This is a genomic window from Psychrobacter sp. TS_SC_6 (assembly GCF_056156305.1).
The window spans coordinates 1,462,530-1,487,445 of sequence record NZ_CM149590.1 but is presented as its reverse complement, the minus strand read 5'-3'; the positions used below and the strand labels follow the sequence as shown (position 1 = coordinate 1,487,445).

The window sequence follows — 24,916 nt, the reverse complement described above, 5'->3', positions numbered from 1 at the left end:
CTAATTGTGCATAGCTCAGTACTAAACGATGGATACAACTGGCTTATTTTTGAAGCAGCAAGCTCAGCCTACACTCACTATTACACACAGCACGAGCAATTACGTTTGGTTTTCGACATTTTACCAACACCTGGATTAAACGTATTCGTTGGGTCTAGGCTTTTATAAAAGTTCTGTAAATCAGGTTCCGCTTCGTACAAGTGCCCGACATTATGCTCAGCAGGATACTTTGCCCCTCGCTCATTCAACAGCTCTAACATCATCTTTTTGACATGCTTAGCATCACTGCCCTTTTTCAATATATAGTCTTGATGAAACACATAACAAAAGAAGTGCCCGTAATAGAGCTTCTTTTCTAAATGTTGTGCTATTTCTTCAGGTAGCGTTTCAAGCCAATCTAACGCATTACGTGGTATGGCAATATCAAGCGCTAATATCTCTCCTACCTCTTTTTCATGGATGACTTCATACCTCAATGCCGCACCTGCTGCTGCAAAACGATTCAAAAAGGCGCTTTCTGATTCTTCTTTATTACATTCAAAATAACTACCCGTTTCTGAATTTTCAAAAAACGACTGCAAAAAAATTTGTGCTTCTTCTATACCGTCATCACTCATTTTTATGATGAGATGATGCTCGTACTTATCACGGTACGCCATCATGCGCTTAGGCAAATGCTTTGGAAATATATTACCTATGAACTGCATGACTTTATCAGTAAAATGCTTGGGTATCCACGACCACTTATTCAGCCTTGCATCAATGGCGCCTTTGATAGAAAATAATCTCGGCAAGGCATCTGTGCCTAGATGTTTAATACTCAAAAAAGTGTCTTTGCCATATTTAGCGGATACATCAAATATATCACGGTGCATATATTCCCCAACTTCAGGAATATTTTTGAAGCTTGATAATATCTGCCGTCGCAACTGTGCAAGCTCACCCACACTGTTACTGCCTATATAAAAGGTTTTCTCTCTTGCAGCGGTTGGATAGGTATCAAGGCGTACAGCAAATATGGCAAGTTTACCTGCACAACCACTGGCCTCATATAGTCTTCGCTTGTCAGCATTAAAACGACTGGGTGTGCTTGCCTCAACATCTGTCACTCTGGCGATATACTCTTTATCCGATGCCAGCTTGCCAGTGTCAGGTAGCTTTCTTTTATCAAAATTACCTGTTTGTAAGTTAGTGAGTATTTCTTCAGGGGTATCTCCTAACTCTACATCTAGATGATTAACCAACACCAGCTGACCGTGTTTGTTTATTTGGGCAAACAACGCAAGCTCGGTATAAGCAGGACCTCTTTTAACAAGAGCACCACCTGAGTTATTAGATATACCACCAATAATAGAGGCACCTAAAGTCGAGGAACCGATTACTGAATGAGGTGCTCTATTTACGGTATTAAGCTGACTTTGCAACTGATGCAATGTAGCCCCAGGTAAGCTAATAACTTGCTCGTTATCATTCACCAAATACAACTGGTTTATTGCAAGCGTATTAATAACAACAACTGGTCTATCATAGTCATTACCCCTGGGTGTTGAGCCTTCAGTCAGGCCTGTTTTTGCCGCTTGCATGATGATGATGCAATTGCCTTCTACACACACTTCTAGGCTACGCCAAATATCTAGTAATGTTTGCGGAAATAAAACCGCTAAAGCATTGCCGCCACCAGAACGCCACCCCATTCTATAGTGCTCATTTTTCTCTGGGTCTGCCTGTACATTACTGGCTCCTAATAAGCTGGTTAGTTTATCTAACACGTGCTCAGGACTCAGTATGTCTTGAGAGGCTCGATTCGACGAAGAGATATGACGCTCCTTATTTTGTGATGGTATGTCACTCATGAGGCCAAAGGTCCTTGAAAACCAAAAATATAAATGGCGGCCATGACGATTATTCCACAAAACAACACATAATATAGGGTGGGTAAAATAGTACGCCTAAGTGTGGCGCCCTCCATACCAAGTAGACCCACCGTGGCTGATGCAGCCACGACGTTATGTATGGCAATCATATTACCGGCTGCTGCACCAACCGCTTGAGCTGCGATGATTAGAGAAGGTGAAACATGTAAGCTCATAGCGGCTTCATATTGGAATTGACTGAACATCATGTTAGATACAGTATTAGAGCCCGCGATAAAGGCACCTAACGCACCAATGGTTGCACTAATTAAGGGAAAAGCATTGCCAAACGTACCCGCAAACAGTTCAGCACTGGCGACTGGCATACTGGCTACATCTGATAGATTGACGCCAGAGTTGATAAAGATTCTGACCATGGGAATGGTAAAAATAAGAACAAATCCTGCACTCAAGACGGTTTTACTGGACTCCCCAAAAGCATCACTCAGCGCTTTGGTTGGCTTGTTGGTTTGCGCAAAAGCAGCAACCAATGCACTGATTAATAACAAACCACCAGGCAAATATAACGGGCTAAAGCTGGCACTTATGTCAGCCTCACCTAAAATAGAGGTAAAGTCTAACGTCGCACTGGTGAGTAAGGTTTTAAATTCAACAAACACTCTTGAACAAACCAGCAGTAGCGCTACCAGCAAGTAAGGAAACCATGCCATAACAGCGGACATTGTCTTATTGTTCAACGGGACGGCAATATCTTCTTTATTGATAACCAATTTACCCATCCACTCGCTTGGCCAGTTTTTTTGAGGTTCAAAGTCCCATGTGGTTTTTGGCACCAAAAACCCTCTCTTGGCCGCGTTAATCACAATCGCAATACTGACCAATCCCCCGATTAGGGCTGGAAATTCAGGTCCTAAAAAAACACCGGTTAATGCATAAGGAATCGTAAAGGCTAAACCCGCAAATATAGCAAATGGCCAAATAGCTAAGCCTTCTTTCCAGCTTTTGTTCTTTCCAAAAAATCGGGTGAGCATCATCACCATAATCAATGGCATAAACGTACCAATCACACCGTGAATCATGGCGACTTGGCTGGTGATTAATTGTAAAAAAGCATCCCATTGCATGCCTTCTTGTGCCAGTTGCGCGCTAATAGCAGTGGTATCTAACCCTTTATTGATACCGATGATAATTGGTGTGCCTACAGCGCCAAACGATACAGGCGTACTTTGTATCATCATACCCATTAAAACAGCACCCAGTGCCGGAAAACCTATCGCAACGAGTAACGGCGCAGCAATAGCAGCAGGTGTACCAAAGCCGGATGCGCCTTCAAGAAAGGTACCAAAACACCAAGCAATAATAATCGCTTGAACACGCCGATCAGGCGATACATTGATAAATCCAGCACGAATAACGGCTATCGCACCGGTGTGTTTTAACGTATTCAGTAAAAAAATAGCACCAAATACTATCCATAATACTGATACGGTAATCACCAACCCCTCAAGAATGGATGACGACACTCGGTTAAGCGTCATATTCCATATAAAAAGGGCAATAGCAGCAGTCACGGCTAAGACGATCGGCATCGTCCTTTTTGCTGACCATTGCAAGCCAATAAGCAAAATACCACAAAGAACGATTGGCAGTAATGCCAAAAGCCCATATATTGTTTGATTCAAAATCATATCCTTTTTATCGTTTAATCTTCCTTGAAAACCAGCCATCTAAGCATTTATTTTTATGACTTAATGATGACTGAGTCGTATTGAACATTCAGATATAGGCATCGTTAATCACTGTGAATTCTTTAACACTGTTTGTCATCTGTCAGACGAATCCGCAAACAACCTCTCTCAGTGCCAGTGCCAAATGTTCAAAATTCCCTAAAATATTCTACGCCTTGTCAAAACATTGATATATTGCATCAAAGGACAATGTTATTTTCTTTTTTTGCTATAATCCAAAATACATTATATCAATTGAGGAACAAGTATGATCAAAGCTGACGATATGATTTTATTCGTTCAGGTTGTTGAAGAAGGGTCATTTTCTAGAGTTGCTGAAAAATTATCCTTGACGAACTCAGTAGTTAGCAAACGTATTGCAAGACTAGAAGAAAGCTTGAATACACAGCTGCTTTACAGAACAACCAGAAAGTTAAGCCTAACCGATGCAGGAAGGACACTTTATAACAAGGCGAAAATCGCTAAATTTGCCTTTCAAGAAGCCGAAAATGCCGTGACAGGCTATGGCGAAGACATGAAAGGTAACATACGTATCACGATGCCGGTGGTGTCTGCTGACTTAGTATTGAGTGAATCCATTGCCGAATTTTGTAAAAAGTACCCTAAAATATCGGTGGATTTACAAATTACCAATCGATTGGTTGATTTAATAGAAGAAGGATTTGATCTGGCAATAAGAACCGCCGAACTTGAAGACTCATCTCTGATTGCAAGGCGCCTTATAGATAGCCAGTGGGTCATATGTGCGACACCAGTCTATTTAGAGCAACATGGTACGCCTCAAACTCCTGAACAGTTACAAAATCATGAGTGCTTAGTTTATAAGTTTGATAATACCTCTAATGACATATGGCCATTATATGCAGATGGTACAGAGCAGTTGCTCCCTGTACATGGTCGGTTTCATAGCAATCATCTTAGTGCCATTAAACGAGCTGCTCTTAGCGATCTAGGTATTGCTTTTTTACCCCAAGCTCTGGTTTATGAAGAGATGCAGCAAAATACGCTCACGCAAATTTTGCAACGTTTTACACGAAAGAAAATGGGGATGTATGCGGTATATCCTAAAGCAAGGCAGCCTGATCAAAAACTGAAACTGCTTGTTGCCCATTTGCAAAAATCATTACATCAAAAACAAGCTTATTACTACTAAGTAATAAGCCTGTTTTTTAGGGCGTGTTTGATATTCACAAATAGACACAGCTAATCGTACTTTTTGGGTTTGGTATAAAATATTTATTCGCTTATTTGTACCAGTACCAGTAAAATGCGAGACTGTTTTCTACACGAGTTTATGAGTAACCAATGATACGTTTAACTGAAATTAAATTACCATTAAATCATGCACCTGAAGATTTAACGACTGCTATAACGACAAAACTTAAAATTTCTGCTGAGCAAATGGCGTCATTTGTGATGTTCAAACGTGGTTATGATGCTCGTAATAAAAGAAATATCCAGTTAATTTATACGCTAGACATCACACTGACCGACTCGGATTTAACCAATGATTTACTGGTTCAATTTGAGTCAGACAACCATGTTAAAGCAACACCAGATACCAGTTATCGCTACGTTGCCCAAGCGCCAAAAGATTTAACTGAGCGCCCTATTATTATTGGTTTTGGTCCTTGTGGATTAATGGCTGGACTTACTCTTGCCCAGATGGGTTTTAAACCTATCATTATTGAACGCGGTAATGAAGTAAGACAACGCACCAAAGACACCTTTGGCTTTTGGCGTCAGCGTAAATTAAACACTGAATCAAACGTACAATTCGGCGAAGGTGGAGCGGGTACCTTTTCCGACGGTAAATTATATAGCCAAGTGAAAGATCCAAATCATTATGGTCGTAAAGTCATGACTGAATTTGTAAAAGCTGGCGCACCAGAGGAGATTTTATTTGTCAGTAAACCGCACATAGGTACCTATAAGTTAGTCAGCATGGTAGAAAAAATGCGTGCCGAGATCATAGAACTCGGTGGTGAAGTCCGTTTTGCGACTCGCGTAGACGACTTACATATAACGGACTCAAAAGTAACTGGCGTGACACTTAATAGTGGCGAAATCTTAAAAACTAACCATGTTGTTCTTGCTGTTGGTCATAGTGCCCGAGACACTTTTGAGATGCTCCATGATAAAGGCGTGTATATTGAAGCAAAGCCTTTCTCGATTGGCTTTAGGATTGAACATAAACAGTCAACCATAGATCAAGCACGCTTTGGTGACAATGCTGGAAACGAAATACTTGGTGCAGCAGATTACAAACTGGTTCATCATTGTAAAAATGGTCGTTCTGTTTATAGCTTCTGTATGTGTCCAGGCGGAACTGTGGTTGCCGCAACATCAGAAGAAGGCCGTGTTGTCACTAACGGCATGAGCCAATATTCAAGGAACGAGCGTAACGCCAACAGTGCTATTGTGGTAGGCATCGACCCCGCGCGAGATTACCCAAACCATCCTCTTGCTGGTATCAAATTACAAAGACAACTAGAAACCTTAGCGTTTGAATTAGGCGGCAAAGACTACAATGCACCAGCGCAAACCATTGGCGATTTCTTAAAAGGTAAACCAGACTCAGAATTAGGGGATGTTAACCCATCTTACACACCAGGCATTACCTTAACCGACTTGAGCAAAGCATTACCTGATTTTGCCGTGGATGCCATACGTGAAGCCATCCCAGCGTTTAATAAAAAAATCCAAGGATTTTCATCTGATGACGGTTTATTAACTGGCGTAGAAACCAGAACATCGTCACCAATCAGCATTAAACGCAATAAAGAATTCCAAAGCATTAATACCAAAGGCTTATTCCCTGCAGGCGAAGGCGCAGGCTACGCAGGTGGCATATTATCAGCAGGGATTGATGGCATTAAAGTGGCCGAAGCTGTGGCAAAATCGATGTTGAAGATAGAGTAGGATCGGCTTTAGGCAATTATTGGAGCAGATTAAGTTTCAGTCAAACACTATAATAATTCTGATAAACAATATTGCCATCCGTTTATCAGAATTTTTAATGATCAATTTGTGTATGTGAAATGGTAACCCTCCCAAACTTAAGACACCTAATAAATAGAATTAAGCTGCCTGATTGAGTTTCTGTATCGGTGTAAAACCGCCATTGCCCATGTTTGGGCGCTTATGATTATAATGGTATAACCAGTTTTCTGCTTGTGCGCGTACCTGCTCTAGATTATCAAACAGCTCCTGATTTAACCAATCATATCTCATGGTTCTGTTAAAGCGCTCTACATACGCATTTTGCTGTGGATTGCCAGGTTCAATATAGCTTAAGATGATGCCTTGCTGCTCAGCCCAGTCTTTGAGCGCATTGCTGATGTATTCAGGGCCGTTATCGCATCTTATCTGCACAGGTTTGCCTCGGTACTCAATAAGCTGATTAAGACTGCGTATGACCCTTTGCGCCGGTAGCGAGAAGTCGACTTCAATGGTGAGTGCCTCACGGTTGTAATCATCAATGACATTGAACAGTCTAAAGCCGCGGCCATCAGTTAAGCCGTCGTGCATAAAGTCCATGCTCCAGCTTTGGTTAATCCTATCAGGTACTGCTAATGGTATTGGTTTAGCACGTTTAATGCGACGCTTAGGCTTGATTCTAAGGTTGAGTTCAAGCTCGCAGTAGATGCGATATACCCGCTTATGGTTGTAAGGCAGTCCCATGACATTACGCAGGGTTAAAAAGCACAAGCCAAAGCCCCAGTTCTTGTTCTCATCAGTCAGTTTGATAAGTAAGTCCGCTATTTGCTGGTTCTCATCTGTTACCACCGACTTGTGATAATAACAGGTGACGCTGATGTTAAAGATGCTACAAGCCCTGCGGATACCAATACCACGATCTTCAATGTAGTGACAAACCAACCCTTTGCGCCTTTGGGGCGCTACCACTTTTTTGACATGGCATCCTGTAGAATATCGGACTTAAGACATTCATCAGCGTACATCTTTTTAAGGCGGGCATTTTCAACTTCAAGTTCTTTAAGACGGCTGATAAGTGTGGCATCCATGCCGCCATACTTTGAGCGCCAGTTATAAAAGGTACTTTGGCTGATGTTATGCTCACGGCATAGCTCGGTAATAGGGACGCCTTGTTCGGCTTGTTTTAGGATGTTGACGATTTGGTTGTCGCTAAAGCGTGTCTTTTTCATAGGATTCTCCTGCTGGTGTATTTTAGCAGTTAATCTCTATTTGTAAGTGTTCTTATTTATTGGGGGGATTACCAAATAAGCAAGAACTAGATTACACCACCGCACAGGAGCCTTTCCCAAACTCTGTGTAACAGCTTAAATCCACCAACCGGAGAATAAGCAATGACTAACCAAACCGACCTTAAGAAACTGGCTGAGCTAACGCCTAGCAGTATGAACAGCTTTGATGATATCGTCTATCTGAACTGTATTGTCGTCAAAGTACGTCAAGACAAGCAAATCATTAACGAAGCCATTTACTTAGTCCTGACCTAGGCATCAACCTTAATGGTCACTATTACAAATATAAATGTAAACAATATTTGCTTATCTTCATATTATAGTCATTAGTCTAACGACATAGAAATGTTGTTAGATATGTTGTTAAAATTAATTATAAAAATACTGTATAGCTTGATAAGAACGTTTAGCCAAACTGAAAGGCTGAAATTTGAGTGTTCATTACTTGCTGAGAATAGATTTTTTGTCCTTGATCTGTTCCTGCTGCGCCCGCGACAACCATCAGCGGTATCAAATGCTCTTCGCTTCCTAATAGATGAGAATCGGTAGCATGGGGTGCTTTCGACCAGTCACTAAGGGCTGTAAATCGCGCATCTGCATCGCCTGCCACTGTCTTAGTTAACCAATCATCAAATGCCACTGATGGAGCCGTGAATTTTTTATCGCCATAACCGCGCATATTATGAAAACTCAAACCGCTGCCCATAATCAACACCCCTTCATCACGTAATGTCGCAATTGCCTTACCTGCCATTAAATGAGCTTCAGGATCAAGATCATGACGTAGCGATAGCTGCACTACTGGAATATCTGCATTGGGGAACATGAGTTTTAACGGGATGAATACTCCATGATCAAAGCCTCTTGTAGCATCTTGTGTATTGCTTAAACCTGCATCATTGAGCAAATTACCTATCCGTTCAGCCAATACTGGCGCGCCCGCTGCTGGATAAGTCAGCTGATAAGTATGCTCAGGGAACCCATAATAATCATAAATTAGATCAGGTTGTGTGCTAGTGGTTATACTAAACTCAGGGGTTTGCCAATGTGCGCTGATGATCAAAACAGCTTTTGGAGGCTGTGGCAAGCGACTTGAGATACCTTTTAAAAATTTGGCCATTTGATCCCAAGTATCAGTTGGCTGCCACTCCATAAAAAAACAAGGACCTGCACCGTGAGGTATAAATAATACTGGCTGCGTGGCTGAAATAGACTCATTATTCATTAGCTCCACTCCATTATCTTTGCTAAATACTGCTAGAATGAACAGGGACAGTTCTACTGGGATTCAATGCTTTTAGATAATAATAAGCCACATGGAAGCATACTAAAGTCACAAGCCAGCGAACACAGTCTTCCTTCTCTTATATAGGTTGCCAGTTTTTAGTCCAATTGCCATTAATTAAGATGGACACTTACTATTAGCGAGTAAATGTTGATTTATTTATTAAGGATAATTATTAAACATTATCTGATTTTTCTGATAAAGCATTATCCATACTGAGATAACCGCCACCTTGTATTACCAAAGCAATTAAAGCGACCATCAATACTAAGGCATACTCATAGCCACCATCAGCGACAAACAGCCCATTATTTATATGAACAGAAAAAATAGCAACGAGCATAGTGAATGCAGCGACTAATGCAGCTGGTCGTGTCAGTAATCCTAATACTAAGGCAAGACCGCCAAAGAACTCAGCACCCCCTGCCAATATTGCCATTAGAAAACCAGGCTCTACACCTATGCTGCTCAGCCATTGAGCAGTTCCTGCTAGACCATTACCACCAAACCAGCCAAATAATTTTTGAGCACCATGCGCTGCCAAAATCAAACCTACGGGTACACGAAGGATTAAAGCAGCAGCGCCCGCTTTAGATAGCAAAATTCTATTCAGTACTGACATCTTCATTGTTATTACTCCATTAGGTTTATTTTAGGAAGGATATTTAATCTCTGGAATAACTCTAGTTTACTATCAACGCATTAAAAGAGTAATATAGATAATATTGAATAATTAACAACATATCATTGATAGTTTTTTTGGCGTTGGATTTTGATGGTTAAATGAAAATAGGGCAAAATATGGATAGAATCGATGCGATGCGCGCTTTTGTGGCAGTGGTGACCGAAGGCAGCTTTAGTAATGCGGCAGATACCTTGCAGCTGTCACCGCAGTTGGTGAGCAAATATGTCTCTAAGTTGGAGGAGCAGCTAAATAGTCGCCTGCTTAATCGCACCACTCGTAAAGTCAGCCTTACCGAAGCTGGTAGTCATTACTTCGGACATGCACAGCAGATTTTACTTAGCATTGATGATATGGAATCAAAGCTAGGTGGTTTACAACAGAATCCCAAAGGCGTCTTAAGAATCAGTGCACCAGTATCATTTGCCTTAAAACATATGGCTAAGTTAATCACTGACTTTCAGATACATTATCCATTGGTCAAGGTCGATCTACAATTGACTGATCGAAAAGTCGATATTGTCGAGGAGGGTTTCGATGTGGCCTTGCGTATTGGGCAGCTAAAAAGCTCGTCACTGATTGCTAAAAAGGTCGCACCCATTCGTGTAATGTTATGCGCTGCACCTGATTACCTGAACAAACACGGCACGCCAACTAAGCCTGAAGATATTGCCGAACATCGCTATTTGCATTACAGCTATATGAATATGGATGGTAAGGACGATATTTACCAATTATTGAAAGCAAAATACCTCAAGCAAGGTAGCGAGCTTCGTAGTAATAATGGTGATGTATTGGTGGACGCGGCTATGGCAGGCGCAGGAATAGTATTACAGCCAACTTTTATTATCAGCGAAGCGCTTAGTAGTGGCAAGCTAGTCGTAGTGTTGCCAGAACTTGAACCTGAGGCTTTGGGCTTATATGCAGTCTATGCCCATAGAAAATTACTGCCACATAAAGTGAGGTGTTTTATTGATTTTATGGAAGGCTATTATGGCACGCCACCGTACTGGGACGAGTCCATACCTTAGCTTTTATTAGGCTTAACGGTAATGACTCGTTTATTGAACTAGTTTATCTCTACATCTTCTTTAACATAGATCCTATTCGATCATGATACTGAAAGCGACTACACTAATACGCTAGGATAGTGCTATATTTCAAAACACTAAATATCCATACCCCTACTATTAAGGACTGACCAATGAGCAAAGGATTTACCCCACAAGAAGGCTCTTGCTCCTGTCATAGCAATACTTATACGATCAACAATTGTAGTGGCATAATAAAACTGGACAGCGCATAAGAGGTTTATACTAACCTAAAGAAGGAAACTAGTATGACCAACAAACGCAATCAATATACCCGAGAATTCAAATTAGAAGCCATCAGCTTAGTCACTGATCACAACCGTAGCATACCCGACGTTTCTGATTCACTTGGCATAGGCAAATCCACCTTACAGAAATGGCTGAGTCAGTACCGTCAAGAAATGGGTGGTCAAGCACCTAAAGTCGGCAACGCTTTAACCGATGAACAGCGAGAACTCCAAGAACTGCGTAAACAAGTAAAACGGCTGACTATGGAGCGCGACATTCTAAAAAAGGCTTCAGCTCTGCTAGCCTTGGACAGTCTGAGCGATTATCGCTGATAAGTCAGCTGGCAGAGCAAGACAAACAGATGAGTAAAAGCCTTTTGCTCAAGCTGTTTGGCGTGATTAAAAGCAGCTATTATTATGGACGGCAGCCCAAGCCAATTAACCTTGAAACCGTCAAACACAAAGCCTTAATCCGCCAAATATTTAACGACTCAAAGCGCTCAGCAGGCGCTCGCAGCATCGTTGCCATATTAATGAATGAACACGGCATCAAGCTGACCCGTTATATGGTAGGTAAACTTATGGCGCAGATGGGGCTCATCAGTTGCCAGCTAAAAACACATAAATATAAGCATGCTGATGAAGAACACCAAGCTCATGACAACATACTGAACCGTAATTTTAGCCCATCAGCGCCCAATCAAGTCTGGACGGGTGATGTCACTTATATTCGCATTAAAGGCAGCTGGTGTTATTTAGCGGTGGTGTTAGATTTGTATGCTCGGCGTGTGGTGGGCTTTGCCGTGTCAGATTCGCCTGACAGCATGCTGACAACCAAAGCGCTACAGATGGCATATCAGACGCGCTTACAGCCAACTGGAGTGCTGTTTCACTCCGATCAGGGAACCCATTACACTAGCAAGAAGTTTGCCCAATCCGTGGCAAGTTGTGAGGGTATGACGCAAAGTATGAGCCGAAAGGGCAACTGTTGGGACAACGCTCCGACTGAGCGCTTCTTCAGAAGCTTTAAAACAGAGTGGATGCCAAAGGGCGGTTATGAGGATATCGCTGAAGCTCGGACTGCCATTGTTGATTACATCTGGGGCTATTATCAGACCGTGAGACCGCATGCGTTTAACGATTATTTATCACCAGCAGAGAAAGAGAGACGTTATTTTAACCAAATCTCTTATAAGCTGTCCTAAATTAGTTGACCACTACAAATCAGCCCATTGGACGCTTTATCTGCCACTGCACTATTTGCCAAGAATTCACAGGCCAAGCTTATAATGATGTGACAATTTTACTTAAACCCGATGTGAGTTCATTAAATCTTATCAGAACCAAATTTCGCCGTTGGAAACTCCCGCCAAATATTAGCCGCGGACTTTGTACCCGCTGCAATAGACCCAGTATAGAAATGGCATTGGGCGGCAATCTAATATTAATACCCACAACAAATTATCCTGATGTGACGGCACTACCCAAGCCAACTATGCATCTATTTTATAATCGCCGCACCAGCGATATAGAGGATGATTTGTCCAAGTACAACGGCTTTGTGCAAAGTCAGGCGATGATCTTGAAGGCGCTTGCTCAAGGTATGTATAAGAGAATCAGTAAACGCTAGTAGTATGAACTTTGATAGACTCTACCAATTATCATTTGGAACCTAATATGACTTCAAACGCAGTAGAAATTATGGTAAAAAACGCTGCCGATATCGCTATTATCGGCGGTAGCGGTCTATATCAAATGCAAGCTTTGACCAATAAGCGTAGCGTTAAAATTGAGACACCCTATGGTGATCCATCTGATGACATCGTGCTCGGTGAACTTAATGGCGTCACAGTCGCATTCTTAACGCGACATGGTCAAGGACATAGGTTAACCCCCTCTGAGGTGCCTTATCGTGCCAACATCTATGCCTTAAAGACTTTAGGTGTACGCTATATCGTCTCAGTATCAGCGGTTGGCTCATTGCAAGAAACGCTGAAACCACTAGATATGGTCATCCCTGATCAAATGATTGATATGACCAAGCAGAGAGTAAGCACGTTCTTTGGAGATGGTGCGGTCGCTCATGTGTCAATGGCTGACCCTTTATGCCCTGAGGTGGCAGACATCTTGATGCGTGCTTATGACAACGCAAATATTGCGGATGGGCAATGCCACGCAAAAGCGACCTATGCATGTATAGAAGGACCTCAGTTTTCAACTCGCGCAGAATCACACTGGTATCGGCAGATGCAAGCGGACATCATCGGCATGACCAATATGCCAGAAGCTAAGCTAGCACGCGAAGCCAGCATCGCCTATGCAACGTTAGCGCTTGTGACAGATTTTGATTGTTGGCATCCAAATGAGCAAGCCGTCAGTGCAGATTATGCTATACAAAATCTAATGAAAAATGCAGACAACGCGCAGCAAGTCATTAAGCAAGCCGTGGCATTAATTGCATCCGAACAGCCGAAATCCATCGCTCATACTGCTTTGACCCAAGCATTAGTCACGCCTGTTGAAGCGATGAGCGCAGAGACTAAGACAAGACTTGCGGCATTACTTCCGTAGAGGTTAAAACCTTAGACATTTATAATGTTTTTTCATATAAAAGAGGCCTTCAAACTATTTTAGGGCCTCTATTATTTTTGACAGACAGATTTTTGGAGAGATAGCTTTTTCAACATCCAGATCTTATTTTTAGCAACAACTTCCTGAATTAGCAAACGGCCCAGACACTATATTCGCTTGATGACCAAACGGTAAGATATCACCACAACCTGCAAAAATACCATAGTGGCGACTATCATCGCCAATAAAATCAAAATGCTTAGCAAAGCGTGACTCTTTTAGCATACGAAAAGTATTACCACAGACAGGGAAAGCGCGGCCTGTCTCAATCGTATGATGTTTATCTAAATTAAAATGATGCGGTAGCTGGTCAATGGTTCCGTGATAAATGACTGCTTGACCGTGGTCCTCACAAGCATCTTCCAGCGTGGCAATCTTGAATAATCGATAAGTAGCGGAAAAAAACTGGATATCGCCAATCTTAGCAGCAAGTAGTGGATCGGTGATTTCAAGCGGACGATCTTCAACCAAACGCGGGTCTAAAAAATCAGCATGTCGTGCTAAGCGCTCAAAATCCTTCCAGTATAAGGCACCACTTAAACACTCTCCATAAAGGACAGGATCATTGACTAAATGCTGTGGGATGCGGCGGTCTGCATAGACGTCAGAGAAGTAAAACTCACCGCCAGGCTTGAGCAAACGCTGCACACTGGCCATCACCGCTGCTTTATCAGGCGATAGATTAATAACACAATTTGAGACAATGATATCGAAGCTATTAGGGTCTAAATTGAGCTCATCTAGCTTTTCGATGTAGCCCTTAAGAAAAGTCACATTGTCGTAGCCAAATTTATCCACATGATAGTTTTGATACTGCTTTGCAATGGCTAGTTGTTCATCCGTCATATCGACACCGACCACATGACCTGTAGGTCCAACCAATTGTGCTAATGCATAGACATCACGGCCCGAACCGCAGCCCAAATCTAGGATACGGCAGCCTTCAAGTAGCGCTGGGCATACTAGTCCACAACCATAATATCGACTTAGAACCTCATCATGAATGTTCGCTAATAAAGGCTTTAACCAACTTGGCATATTGCTGATATCACAGCATGCTGACGTTTTTAAATCCTCAGTACTTTGTAGTTGTTTGCCATAATAATCTTGAACGACTTCATGCATGATAAATTCCTTGTTAATAATAAAACGGCTTAAGCAACCTTATTCAGCACCCTATATTAGGGTCATCCTAAAGATAAGAAATATAAATCATATTTAAAAAACCAGCTAATCAACAGCCTATTTTTTCAAGCCAACCTACGGGCAAATGTTTTAAATCTGCCGGCTCATCAATGTCATGCAGTGGGTCTAATAATGCCATTGTCCAACCCAATGCTTTAATACGTTGTCGAGTCACCGCTGCCACGCTGGCAGTGCTCCACTCGATATCCGAAAATAAACTGGCATCAGCTTGCTTAAATCCTAGGAGCACGTAACCCCCATCTGAGGCAGGAATTATGACCGTATCAGACTGCTCTAATTTCTGTACTGCCTCTTGAATGCGTACTGGCGTTAAGCTTGGACAATCCGTACCAATCAATACCACCTGTTTAAATTTGTATAAACCTTGCTGGCTAGCAGCTAACATGCGTAAGCCTAAGTCATCATTTGCTTGCGCTGACCACTGCAATGCCTCAGGTAAACTAAGCGTCTGCCAACATAAATCATTTGGCGCTGGACTCACGCACAGCTCGACGCTAAATCCAGTTGCTAGTGCCTGCTCAACGCTATGCAATAACAGCTGTTTTGCTATAAGTGACGCACCTTCAAGACCAAGTGCAGGCTGCAAACGTGTCTTTGCCATACCACAAGCGGGGAACTTAGCGAAGATAATAATAAGCGTGTCTGTTTGTATAGTACCTCTTGGCATAAGTATTTGAATTTCCATTATTACAAGTTAAAATGGGTTGAGCGCACTCTAGGACTCTTTACGGCTAATAAGGACAATTGTTAGCTACTAAGCATTATAATAACGCAGCTTAAGATTATCGGCAGAGACACCGCGCCAATAATCAAAGCGCAGATGCCACATCAGTAATATTGTGCGCCAAGTGCCATATTGTTGCCAGCGCCGTGCCGAAGTTATCACCTTGCTTTGTAGACAAGCTGGCCTGCCGATAGCTTTAAGACGTTTGCAAAGCTCAATATCTTCCATAAGTGGCTGCTGAGGGTAACCACCCAGCTGCTCAAAAAGTGGTTTTTTGATAAATATCGCTTGATCACCCGTGGCAATCCCACTAAATCTGGAACGCCAATTGATCATCTGACTGACCACCTTAAGCATCCATACATAACTGTCCAAACGCACATCGAAACGCCCCCACGCGGCTTGCCTGACGGCTGATGTAATATCAGCAATAGCGTGGTTCGGCAGCTGCGTATCCGCATGCAAAAACAACAACACATCACCCATTCCCAGCTCAGCACCTGCATTCATTTGCAGCGCACGTCCAGCGGCGGACTCTATTATTTGCCAATCAATAACCTGTCCGCTAGTAACGCATGGACTACTATCCATCAAACTTTCAATCAGTTCCTTAGCAATAAAAACTGAGTTATCTGTTGAACCGCCATCCACTAGTATGACCTGATAAGGTGCTGGATTCAGATGAGCAAGATGACCCATCAATTTAGGCAAATTATCCGCTTCGTTTAATAACGGTACTACGATAGAGAGTTTAATTGGCACAGCAGTCATTTTTATTAACGCCCAATTTATTTCTTATTCAACCGCCAATCATAATTGGTATAACTGACTTTTATTCTACCCTGCTCTAAGGCCTTCACTTGAGTATTATTCATTCCTAATGCCTGACTATAACGTCCCAAAAATCCTGCAACGTCATTAGTACCGCGCCAACCCATCGTAAAATCTTCTTTATACCACTTAAAAATTGGTGATACCTCAAGCGTATTGCTCTTCAAGCGATTACGGCTTCTGTCTGCCAAAAACTTACTGGTCACTTGCTCTAACTGCTTCTCTAAGCGCTTTCCAGTAAACGCATCGTTTAGGAGCGCAGGACAGCCAATGCTGGCACAATTAACCGCAAAGTGAATACGCGGGTCGTTGTAACGCTTGGAGCCGCGAATCAGATTGTGTTCAATATCATCCAGCGAGCGCGTTTTACCCAACAGTGGAATGAAATTCTGTTTCCAAGGTGAGCTTAATACGGATCCAATATCTTTAATTGATTTGATATTTGGATACTTGGTGAGCACCAACTCCACTGTGCCTGCGTTATAGACATTGATTAAAAAGGCTAGCTGCTCATCTTTATTCCAACCGTTAAATTCAGCTTGACTGACCTTACTAGTGGCAGCCATATAGCCATCTAATTTACTTTTATCTGACTGCATGCCAACATAATCAACTACCGACGCCTTGCCAGCATTGGTCATGGTTACATGTTTATCTAGCAACGTATCCCAACTGCTGTGATTAAAATCCGCATAGGCGGCTGCGCTTGATAACAAAATAGCGGTGGCAATAGTCGTTTTGACTATTAAGTGATTGAATAATGACATGGTAGTAACTCCGCTTAGATAGATAGGTTTTTGCCTATCCTAATCTCATTTATCCCAGGTTTATCTAATCTACTCTTATATACTCTAATAAAGCTACATAGTTGACTCTTCTAAAATACCGCCGCAGCTACTGCCCTGTCCTGCCGTACAACCATAGCAATGGTCCGCAATGGCAATATCATCACCTGCAGGATTTTGTGTTAATAAATCTCGTAAATGACGGCGGGCTTTGTTTGGTACTGGAATCTCAAGCTGCTGGTTGAAATCGCAATCAAATAATTCTCCGAGCCAATTGACACTGATGGTCGAGCGACACATCACTTCGGTTAAATTGGAGGCAACGTAATTGGCTTTGAGCAAATCCATGTAAGGATGGAACTGTTTTTTAGCCAATAGCACCGCACCAAAGCGCTGAATAGGCATATTGGTTAGGGCAAACAGCTGATTAAACTCAACATCGAAGTGCGCTTTTAACTCACGCTTATAGTCAGCTTCTAACTGCTGCTGATTGGGCGGTAGGGTCGCGCCTTGCGGGTTATATACAAGGTTCAATATCAAACCTGAACCAGATTTTCCGTAACCTAAGGCATTAAGCTTATGCAATCCTAAAATACTGTCATCAAACGCCCCTTTACCGCGCTGCTTATCTACATTTTCTAATGAATAACAAGGAAGTGAAGCAACAACCTCAACCTCATTGTCCGCCAAGAACTGCGCCATATCCTCATAATCTTCTACCATCAGAATCGTCAGATTGCAGCGGTCAATCACTTTGACACCCAGCGCTCGTGCCGCTTTAACCAAGTACTTAAAGTCTGCATGCATCTCAGGCGCGCCACCAGTCAAATCCAGTGTATCGATATTTTGTGCTTGTAAAATTTGTGGAATCAACTCAACCAGCTCTCGTGATATCATCTCCGTACGGTACGGACTGGCGGCAACATGACAATGCACGCAGGACATATTGCACAAGTAGCCCATATTCACTTGCAAGATTTTAAGCTCACGCCTTTTGATAGTAGGAAAATCAGTCTCTTCAAGTAATTCAATGGTAGATTTCATAGTGGTATAGAATCCAGTTGTCAGTCTTCTTGATTATAAATGGACATCACTAAATCTTTGGTATAGATAGTGTTTGTCTTATGAATCTACTGCTTATATAAAGCTAGTCTAATCAATAATATCTTATTTTTTTGATGTATTGCCATTAATCTTAGATTATTGAACATCTATAATTTTAGCTATATATAAGGACCAGATGAAGCTGCGATATTTTCAAAACTTTGAACGACTTAAAATCGTGTGCCATTCTCTCCTGAATAATGAGCTTTTTTGTCAGCTCATTATTTTTACTTTTCTTACGCTAATATTCCATTTATTTCCCTTATGTTTTTGAGTAAATATCTTTATAAGTGATTTAAAAACGCTTTTGTAACATAAAAACAACACTTATCCCAATAAATCCGATGAACGTTACGATAAATCCGACGAGTGCCATCATAAAATTCTTGCTTAAGTATATAGTTTGGTTTAACTTATTTGAAGGATAGTTTAGATGTATTTATATATGGATTGTATATAATACAAATTATGATTATCTCAGGAACCTCTCAGAAATATCTCACAATCAACCATTCAGACCTGCTATATCTAGATATATATCATTTATATATTTATGTATTAAACATCACTTAGCCCTCAAGTTTTTCTACAAGGATTCGTATGAAATACACTATACACGCTCTATTAGCAGCGATGGCTTTATGCGCAAGTGCAAGCGCTGTAGCCTCTAGTCACCGTGAAGCGCCCTCCATCACCAAAACGCCTAAAGTCGATGCCACTGACCTTTATATGTTTAACAGCTATGAGAGTGGTCGAGCAGATTACGTCACCATTATTGCCAACTATTTACCACTGCAAGATGCCTACGGCGGTCCTAACTATTTTTCGTTAGATGATGATGCTCTATATGAGATCCACATAGATAACAACGGTGATGCGGTAGAAGACGTCACCTTCCAATTTGACTTTAAACAAACACTAAATAGCATCGAAATACCCTCAGGCGGTCCGTCAAATGTTGCGATACCCTTATCTAATGCAGGCGATGCCTCAAACCCAGCCAATGTACAAACCAGTGAAAGCTATGGTGTGACGATGGTTAAAGGTGATCGCCGTAGCGGCGCGCGTACACCACTTGGGACTTTTAACAAGCCATTTGATTATATCGGCACCAAGTCTTTTGCAGACTATCCAGGCTATGCAAGAGGCTTTATTCAACCGTTAAACTTAGGCACTTGTGGAGCTGGCAAGGTCTTTGTCGGTCAACGTGCTGAGAGCTTTGCCATTGACTTGGGCAAAGTGTTCGATCTGATTAACCTAAACCCATTAGGTCCACGTGACGGCGGTACAAACGTACTAGCAGATAAGAATATTACCTCTATTGCAATGGAGATTCCTAAAGCTTGTCTCGTTAATGCAACGCAAGTAGATTTAGGTGATAATAAAAAAGGTGTGGATCCTGTGATTGGTGCTTGGACGACTGCCAGTGTCCGTCAGGCGACTTTAGTCAATCCTTCACCTGCTTCTGGTATCAGTACCACTGCTAAAAAAGGTGGTGCATGGACCCAAGTTTCAAGATTGGGTATGCCACTGGTCAATGAGGTCGTTATTGGTTTTAAAGACAAAGACAAATTTAACGCCTCAGAGCCAAAAGATGACGTGGCTAATTTCAAGAATTATGTATTCTATCCTACGCTACCTGCCTTGATTCAAAAACTATATCCAAGTGCGCCAGCACCTACTAATTTCCCGCGTCAAGATCTAGTGACTGCGTTCCTAACGGGCGTTCCTACAATCAACAAACCCGCTAACAAAGCTTTAGTCCCAGCTGATATGTTACGCTTAAATACCACGACACCTACTGTAGTAGCGGCAAGTCAGAATGACTTAGGTGTGATCGGTGGTGATACCGCAGGTTTCCCAAATGGTAGACGACCGGGTGATGATGTCACTGATGTATCGTTAAGAGTAGCGATGGGCGTCTTATGTCATGCTGGGCTACCTCCAGAAGCGACGTGTGTCCCCGCTGATGCCAAAGCCGGTACAGCGCCCTTTACTGACGGAGTCGTAAAATCTGCCACCGCTTTTGACTCGGTTTTTCCTTATCTAAAAACCCCTAATGCAGGCAGTCGCTAAGCTGAACCTAATATAAGGAGAAACACCATGCGCTATGTACTGTTAGCGATATTGGTTACCGGATCGGCTGCTCTTACTGGCTGCTTCGGTGATAACGATAACAAGAACTTTGAGACAGGAAATAAAGGCAATCCCGATGTAGCAGCAGATCAAGCGAAGGCAAACCTAGCAGCTGAGAGAGTCTCTAGCGTGATCAACGCCAGTAAGGATGTGAATACCGATGAACCACAAGATATTGATCGGATTATCCTTCCCGAAGCCAATCTAGCAGAGCCTGTGGCGGTAACCGGTGCCAATGCCTCATTGTAATCTGACGTGATATAAACCTGACACCTGATCAAATTCTTGATCAGGTGTTTCTTTATGTTTTGAGCTGAGAGATCTTATGAACTGGATTAAGCCCTTTATTGGATTACTACCGTTATTACTTATCGGCAGCCCCCTTCTTCATGCTGCACCCTTTATTCCACAAAATGACCAACAAATTCTTGAGACCTTACCTAGCGATTCACCAACGCCGCGCTACTCAAACTCAGACAGCTTTTTGTCTAGTGCGAACACAGTAAGTCCTGAGCAAACCAGTAAGCTATTAGAGCGCGCTTACTTACAGGGCGATCCACGTGCGCTGGGTCAAGCCCGAGCGCAGCTGGAGCAAATAAAGGATCCGGATGTAGAAACCCTCATGTTACGAGCACGTGCATTGCAGGCAGATCACAAGTTCTCTGAATCCAAAGCACAGCTACAGCAGATATTAAGTAAAGATCCTGCTCACGCAGATGCACTGTTGACACTCTCTTCTCTGCTTGTCGTCCAAGGTCAGTTTGAGGAGGCAATGAGCTACTGTACCAAACTCGATGATGCTTCCCTACGCGTCTATCAATTGGCATGTATGGCTCAAGTGCAGAGCATGACCGGTCAACTGACACAAGCAAAACAAACCCTGAGTGGGCTCGCCAATCTTGCGCCCGGACTCGATGCATCGACCGCACGCTGGATTTACCTTATTCAGGCAGACGCTGCACTGCGTAGTAAAGATGTTGCGCTTGCCACTCAAGTCTTTAGTGTGATGGACACTCAAACTGTACCCGCACTCATGGCACGCGCTGATTGGCTATTAAAACAAGGAGACTATGAAAAAACGCGGCTATTGCTTCAGGACCATACCGACAAAGACGCGCTGTTGCTAAAGCTCATCACGGCTCAAATTCAACTGGGGGATCCTAACGCTCAGCAAAACTTAGGGCTTATGAAAGAACGCATCGATGTATGGAAGATACGTAAGGAAAATGCCCACATGCGTGAACAGGCTACTTATGCCCTACTTACTAACCAAATTAACCCAGCGCTGCAATTGGCGCGCGAAAACTGGCAACAGCAGCGCGAAACGGCTGACATCGTGATCTATGCGACAGCAGCTATTAAAGCTGGTAGCAAAAAAGATATTGAGCTATTGCGCCAGTTTATGACAGACACACAATTTGAATACCCAACACTCGAGCGCGATCTTCGTTTAGGAAAAATCAGCAGTTCAAGCAAGGAGACACCTTCATGAACGCATTTATCAGACTCATTTGGAATCACACTTATCGTTATCTGACGTTATTCTTATTGGTGCTGACGTCTACGGCACTACAAGCACATGAATCTAGTACGGCTTACTTAACCTTAGAGCCTTTGAGCTCATCAAGTACCGCAGATTCCACTTATAAGGCTAAATACGAGCTGTCGCTTCGAGACTTAGCCTTGCTGATAGATATAGACTCTAACCAAGACCGTCAAGTAAGTTGGGCAGAGGTCAAATCACAGATGACGCTTATAGAGCAGCTTATTGCTGCTCAGGTAACATTAGCAGCGGATGATCAATCCTGCCAAACCACAAACTTTGCGCCACTAGCGATTAACACGCGCGGTGGCTTTAATTATTTATATGCCGAATTTGAGTTGGGCTGCGCAGCTCCTATCTCAGAGCTTAACTATCAAGTTCTGGCAGGTATCGATGCCAACCATCGCTTGATACTAACGCAAGCTGGGAGCAAATTACCGGTTCAAGTATTGTCCGTTGGACAAACTTTATTAAGTGCCGGGACAGACTCTGGCTGGCTCTCTACAGTGACAAACTTTTTGAAAAGTGGGATACACCACTTGCTGATTGGCTGGGATCATCTCTTGTTTTTGTTTGTCCTTTTGATACCAGCCGTTTATGTGCGCAGGCAAAAACAATTGGTTGCCGTTGCCAAACCGCGAGCTGCATTACTTGAGGTATTTTGGATTGCAACGTCCTTTACGCTTGCGCACTCAATTACCTTGAGCTTAGCTGCCCTAGATATCGTTAGTATACCTGCCCGCTTTATTGAATCTTTAATTGCTCTGTCCATCGCATTCGCCGCGTTAAACAATCTGGTACCGATGTTACGAGTGCGAGCCGTCTATCTAGCCTTTGTTTTTGGTCTGATTCACGGGTTTGGCTTTGCCAATGTGCTCGTAGATTTGCCACTAGCAACAAGTGAGCGCGTATTAGCATTATTAAGCTTCAATATAGGGATTGAGCTAGGACAACTAGTATTCATTGCCATAGTATTTCCGATCGCGCTGTTATTACGTCATACGCGTTTTTATAAATCGGTTATATTTTACATAGGCTCTCTTGTCAGTATCGCCGTTGCATTGTGGTGGTTTTTTGAACGGATAGTGTGATTAAAACATCAAAAAAGTGGCTAAGATCAGTGATTTTAGCCCCTTTTTTAATTTCATCAGGGAGTTTTTTATAGGATGAGCACTATCTTTATTCAGTGACAAAAGCAACCTTAGTCAAGCCTGCACTACTGGCGGCAGCCAGCACTTGCGCCACCATATCATAACGGGTGTCTTGATCCGCCCGCAAATTAATATTCGGATTACTGAACCGCCCCGGTATTGTCGGAGCGGTTCAGATGGCTATAGTACAGGCGTAAAATTCCTGTCACCCAAGACACAATCGACAAGGCAAATAATGCAAAAAACAAACTCTTAGTAATGATATCCGTATATTGCCAATAATCTGTAAACTCTATATAGACTCCTAAAAGCGGTTAAGTAGCTAGTGAGGCTGACAGTACATTTTTTATGAACACATTCTTCATATAGTCGGTTTAATCAAAAAAGGAAAACGAGCTATTACTTAGATTAAGGTCGCTCATATATTAATGACATCGGTACAATGCCATTAACAGATCGCTCATTTTGTTGGAACGGTTTAAGTTGCCCTGCTCTGACTTGAGTCATCGCTGCAATATCGATAATCTTATTACCCGATGATTCGAGCAATTGCACATCCGTAATGTAGCCGTTTTTATCGACATGAAGCTCCAATAATACAGTGAAGATATCGCCTGATTGACTAGTCACTTCACGCCAAATCGCCGACGGTAGGTCTGTTTCAGGTTTCTTCTGATCAAGCCAGCTGGCTTGCTCCTCCAAAAAGTCAACTGCCTCATCATTGAGATTAAGCTGTTTTCGTTTCTCATTATTCTTGCCAGCCTGCGCTTGCAGCAGCTCTTGCCCTGCGCGTTTTCTACCTTCTTGCCACTGACGTTCTTGATCACGATTGAATTGTGCTGTCACTGATCGGATTAACGACGCTATATCTATTTCTTCTTCAGCCTTAATCCTAACTGTTTTTCTCGTCTCTTTTATGACCAGCCCTTGCGTTGATATATCTACTGATTCAGGGCTGACCTGTTCTGTCATCGCTTGAACCAAGGCTACAAGATCCTGTTCTTCTTCCGTCATTTTTTTGGCAATTTCTTCCGATTCTTTGGTCGTATTTTTCTGTCCCAAGACTGGCAGTTGAGTTTCTTTTTTTATTTTAGTTTTTTCTGGGTTTGAATGATTTTTTATTGAACCAGATGTTTGGTTTTTTGGTTCAGAGCTTAAAGATTTAATAGAATTTAGCGGTTTACTAAAGGTCGGCTCTGACACAGCATCTACTGACTTAGCTTCTATCTGTTTAGTATCTGATAGTTCAGCGGATTTTTTCTCTGATTGCGGCAGTCCTTGAGGAACAGAGTTAAATTTTGTAAGAGGATTTTCGGCACGACGTTCTTCGGTAGCCGCTGCGGATGATTGTGGCAATGTCACTAGCTCTAATTGGATTACCTGAGGCTTAGCCGCTTTAGCCTCTAAAATTTCAGGGTTATCCATAGATATCAAAGCCCATACAGTAAGACCGTGTAATATAATCACAAAGATAGTTATCCAAGCACTGATAGAGCCGCTGAGACGGGTAAATGGATTTAGTATCATGATGATTTATTAGGCAGCCTATTAGTAATAGCAGTTGAATAATCTTCCATCAACGATAGCAAATATTTGCCTATAATCGTCAGATTATATAGTAATTTTTATGGAGTGCTGAAGTACAGCAAAAGAAATATAAGTCTGCTAC

The 24,916-nt window shown here is 42.4% G+C and carries 24 protein-coding genes and 1 pseudogene; 12 read left to right on the top strand and 13 right to left on the bottom strand.

All coding sequences use genetic code 11. The features are described from left to right. Positions 1-80 precede the first annotated feature (80 nt). On the bottom strand, positions 81-1,853 hold the full coding sequence (dld, locus tag AC0J5Y_RS06360; protein WP_475129908.1) for a D-lactate dehydrogenase: 1,773 nt from the start codon (positions 1,851-1,853) through the stop codon (positions 81-83). Then, a complete protein-coding gene (locus tag AC0J5Y_RS06355) occupies positions 1,850-3,556 on the bottom strand; it encodes an L-lactate permease (RefSeq protein WP_475129907.1) in 1,707 nt (568 codons plus the stop codon). The genes dld and AC0J5Y_RS06355 overlap by 4 nt, the downstream gene beginning before the upstream one ends. Before the next feature lie 313 nt (positions 3,557-3,869). Here AC0J5Y_RS06355 and AC0J5Y_RS06350 point away from each other — a divergent pair, with 313 nt between their 5' ends. Both AC0J5Y_RS06350 and AC0J5Y_RS06345 read left to right on the top strand, forming a co-directional pair. Then, the gene (locus tag AC0J5Y_RS06350) at positions 3,870-4,775 is read left to right on the top strand and encodes a LysR family transcriptional regulator (RefSeq protein ID WP_475129906.1); all 906 of its coding nucleotides are present in this window, start codon (positions 3,870-3,872) and stop codon (positions 4,773-4,775) included. Between the two features lie 152 nt (positions 4,776-4,927). After that, entirely contained in the window at positions 4,928-6,544 is a 1,617-nt protein-coding gene (locus tag AC0J5Y_RS06345; protein WP_475129905.1) for an NAD(P)/FAD-dependent oxidoreductase, read from the top strand. A gap of 159 nt (positions 6,545-6,703) precedes the next feature. On the opposite strand, the gene AC0J5Y_RS06340 is transcribed toward AC0J5Y_RS06345, so the two are convergent. Further along, positions 6,704-7,791 (bottom strand): IS3 family transposase gene (locus tag AC0J5Y_RS06340; RefSeq protein ID WP_475129904.1). Its coding sequence is split into 2 segments (ribosomal slippage): positions 6,704-7,539 and positions 7,539-7,791, totalling 1,089 coding nucleotides; the frame shifts between segments, so codons are not numbered across the junction. 162 nt (positions 7,792-7,953) lie between these two features. Here AC0J5Y_RS06340 and AC0J5Y_RS06335 point away from each other — a divergent pair. Then, positions 7,954-8,106: a hypothetical protein gene (locus tag AC0J5Y_RS06335; RefSeq protein WP_475132176.1), complete on the top strand. Its 153-nt coding sequence runs from the start codon at positions 7,954-7,956 to the stop codon at positions 8,104-8,106. Positions 8,107-8,257: 151 nt separating this feature from the next. Here AC0J5Y_RS06335 and AC0J5Y_RS06330 read toward each other — a convergent pair whose 3' ends face one another. Both AC0J5Y_RS06330 and AC0J5Y_RS06325 read right to left on the bottom strand, forming a co-directional pair. Then, entirely contained in the window at positions 8,258-9,076 is an 819-nt protein-coding gene (locus AC0J5Y_RS06330) for a DODA-type extradiol aromatic ring-opening family dioxygenase (protein ID WP_475129903.1), read from the bottom strand. A gap of 235 nt (positions 9,077-9,311) precedes the next feature. Then, on the bottom strand, positions 9,312-9,764 hold the full coding sequence (locus AC0J5Y_RS06325; protein WP_475129902.1) for a DoxX family protein: 453 nt from the start codon (positions 9,762-9,764) through the stop codon (positions 9,312-9,314). 173 nt (positions 9,765-9,937) lie between these two features. Here AC0J5Y_RS06325 and AC0J5Y_RS06320 point away from each other — a divergent pair, with 173 nt between their 5' ends. From AC0J5Y_RS06320 to mtnP, 5 genes are all read left to right on the top strand, one after another. Next, the gene (locus AC0J5Y_RS06320; RefSeq protein ID WP_475129901.1) at positions 9,938-10,849 is read left to right on the top strand and encodes a LysR family transcriptional regulator; all 912 of its coding nucleotides are present in this window, start codon (positions 9,938-9,940) and stop codon (positions 10,847-10,849) included. A gap of 308 nt (positions 10,850-11,157) precedes the next feature. Continuing rightward, the gene (locus AC0J5Y_RS06315; protein ID WP_058025686.1) at positions 11,158-11,469 is read left to right on the top strand and encodes a transposase; all 312 of its coding nucleotides are present in this window, start codon (positions 11,158-11,160) and stop codon (positions 11,467-11,469) included. 29 nt (positions 11,470-11,498) lie between these two features. Beyond that, entirely contained in the window at positions 11,499-12,341 is an 843-nt protein-coding gene (locus AC0J5Y_RS06310) for an IS3 family transposase (protein ID WP_475129900.1), read from the top strand. Positions 12,342-12,346: 5 nt separating this feature from the next. Further along, complete coding sequence (locus AC0J5Y_RS06305; RefSeq protein ID WP_475129899.1) at positions 12,347-12,766, top strand: GFA family protein; 420 nt, start codon at positions 12,347-12,349, stop codon at positions 12,764-12,766. Positions 12,767-12,813: 47 nt separating this feature from the next. Continuing rightward, on the top strand, positions 12,814-13,707 hold the full coding sequence (gene mtnP / locus AC0J5Y_RS06300) for an S-methyl-5'-thioadenosine phosphorylase (RefSeq protein ID WP_475129898.1): 894 nt from the start codon (positions 12,814-12,816) through the stop codon (positions 13,705-13,707). A 129-nt stretch (positions 13,708-13,836) separates the two neighbouring features. On the opposite strand, the gene AC0J5Y_RS06295 is transcribed toward mtnP, so the two are convergent. The 5 genes from AC0J5Y_RS06295 to arsS form a co-directional block, all read right to left on the bottom strand. Next, positions 13,837-14,892, bottom strand: a complete 1,056-nt coding sequence (locus AC0J5Y_RS06295; RefSeq protein WP_475129897.1) for a methyltransferase domain-containing protein — start codon at positions 14,890-14,892, stop codon at positions 13,837-13,839. 109 nt (positions 14,893-15,001) lie between these two features. Continuing rightward, positions 15,002-15,640: a TIGR04282 family arsenosugar biosynthesis glycosyltransferase gene (locus tag AC0J5Y_RS06290; protein WP_475129896.1), complete on the bottom strand. Its 639-nt coding sequence runs from the start codon at positions 15,638-15,640 to the stop codon at positions 15,002-15,004. 87 nt (positions 15,641-15,727) lie between these two features. Beyond that, entirely contained in the window at positions 15,728-16,468 is a 741-nt protein-coding gene (locus AC0J5Y_RS06285; protein ID WP_475129895.1) for a TIGR04283 family arsenosugar biosynthesis glycosyltransferase, read from the bottom strand. Between the two features lie 17 nt (positions 16,469-16,485). After that, complete coding sequence (locus AC0J5Y_RS06280; protein ID WP_475129894.1) at positions 16,486-17,295, bottom strand: DUF547 domain-containing protein; 810 nt, start codon at positions 17,293-17,295, stop codon at positions 16,486-16,488. 93 nt (positions 17,296-17,388) lie between these two features. Then, complete coding sequence (gene arsS, locus AC0J5Y_RS06275; RefSeq protein WP_475129893.1) at positions 17,389-18,357, bottom strand: arsenosugar biosynthesis radical SAM (seleno)protein ArsS; 969 nt, start codon at positions 18,355-18,357, stop codon at positions 17,389-17,391. Positions 18,358-19,017: 660 nt separating this feature from the next. Here arsS and AC0J5Y_RS06270 point away from each other — a divergent pair. The 4 genes from AC0J5Y_RS06270 to AC0J5Y_RS06255 all read left to right on the top strand — a co-directional run bounded on the left by AC0J5Y_RS06270 (position 19,018) and on the right by AC0J5Y_RS06255 (position 23,187). Then, entirely contained in the window at positions 19,018-20,493 is a 1,476-nt protein-coding gene (locus tag AC0J5Y_RS06270) for a DUF4331 domain-containing protein (RefSeq protein ID WP_475129892.1), read from the top strand. Positions 20,494-20,520: 27 nt separating this feature from the next. Continuing rightward, the gene (locus AC0J5Y_RS06265; protein WP_475129891.1) at positions 20,521-20,802 is read left to right on the top strand and encodes a hypothetical protein; all 282 of its coding nucleotides are present in this window, start codon (positions 20,521-20,523) and stop codon (positions 20,800-20,802) included. A gap of 76 nt (positions 20,803-20,878) precedes the next feature. Then, on the top strand, positions 20,879-22,045 hold the full coding sequence (locus AC0J5Y_RS06260) for a tetratricopeptide repeat protein (RefSeq protein WP_475132037.1): 1,167 nt from the start codon (positions 20,879-20,881) through the stop codon (positions 22,043-22,045). Beyond that, positions 22,042-23,187 (top strand): HupE/UreJ family protein, encoded by a 1,146-nt coding sequence (locus AC0J5Y_RS06255; protein ID WP_475132035.1) that lies wholly within the window; start codon positions 22,042-22,044, stop codon positions 23,185-23,187. Before AC0J5Y_RS06260 ends, AC0J5Y_RS06255 begins: the two co-directional genes overlap by 4 nt. Positions 23,188-23,275: 88 nt before the next feature. Here AC0J5Y_RS06255 and AC0J5Y_RS06250 read toward each other — a convergent pair whose 3' ends face one another. The 3 genes and pseudogenes from AC0J5Y_RS06250 to AC0J5Y_RS06240 form a co-directional block, all read right to left on the bottom strand. Continuing rightward, entirely contained in the window at positions 23,276-23,374 is a 99-nt protein-coding gene (locus tag AC0J5Y_RS06250; protein WP_475132033.1) for an ExbD/TolR family protein, read from the bottom strand. Between the two features lie 49 nt (positions 23,375-23,423). Then, a pseudogene (locus AC0J5Y_RS06245) lies at positions 23,424-23,543 on the bottom strand (MotA/TolQ/ExbB proton channel family protein); the annotation flags it as partial. A 112-nt stretch (positions 23,544-23,655) separates the two neighbouring features. Next, positions 23,656-24,672 carry an energy transducer TonB gene (locus AC0J5Y_RS06240; RefSeq protein ID WP_475132031.1) on the bottom strand — a complete coding sequence of 339 codons (1,017 nt, stop codon included), beginning with the start codon at positions 24,670-24,672 and terminating at the stop codon, positions 23,656-23,658. Positions 24,673-24,916 lie beyond the last annotated feature (244 nt).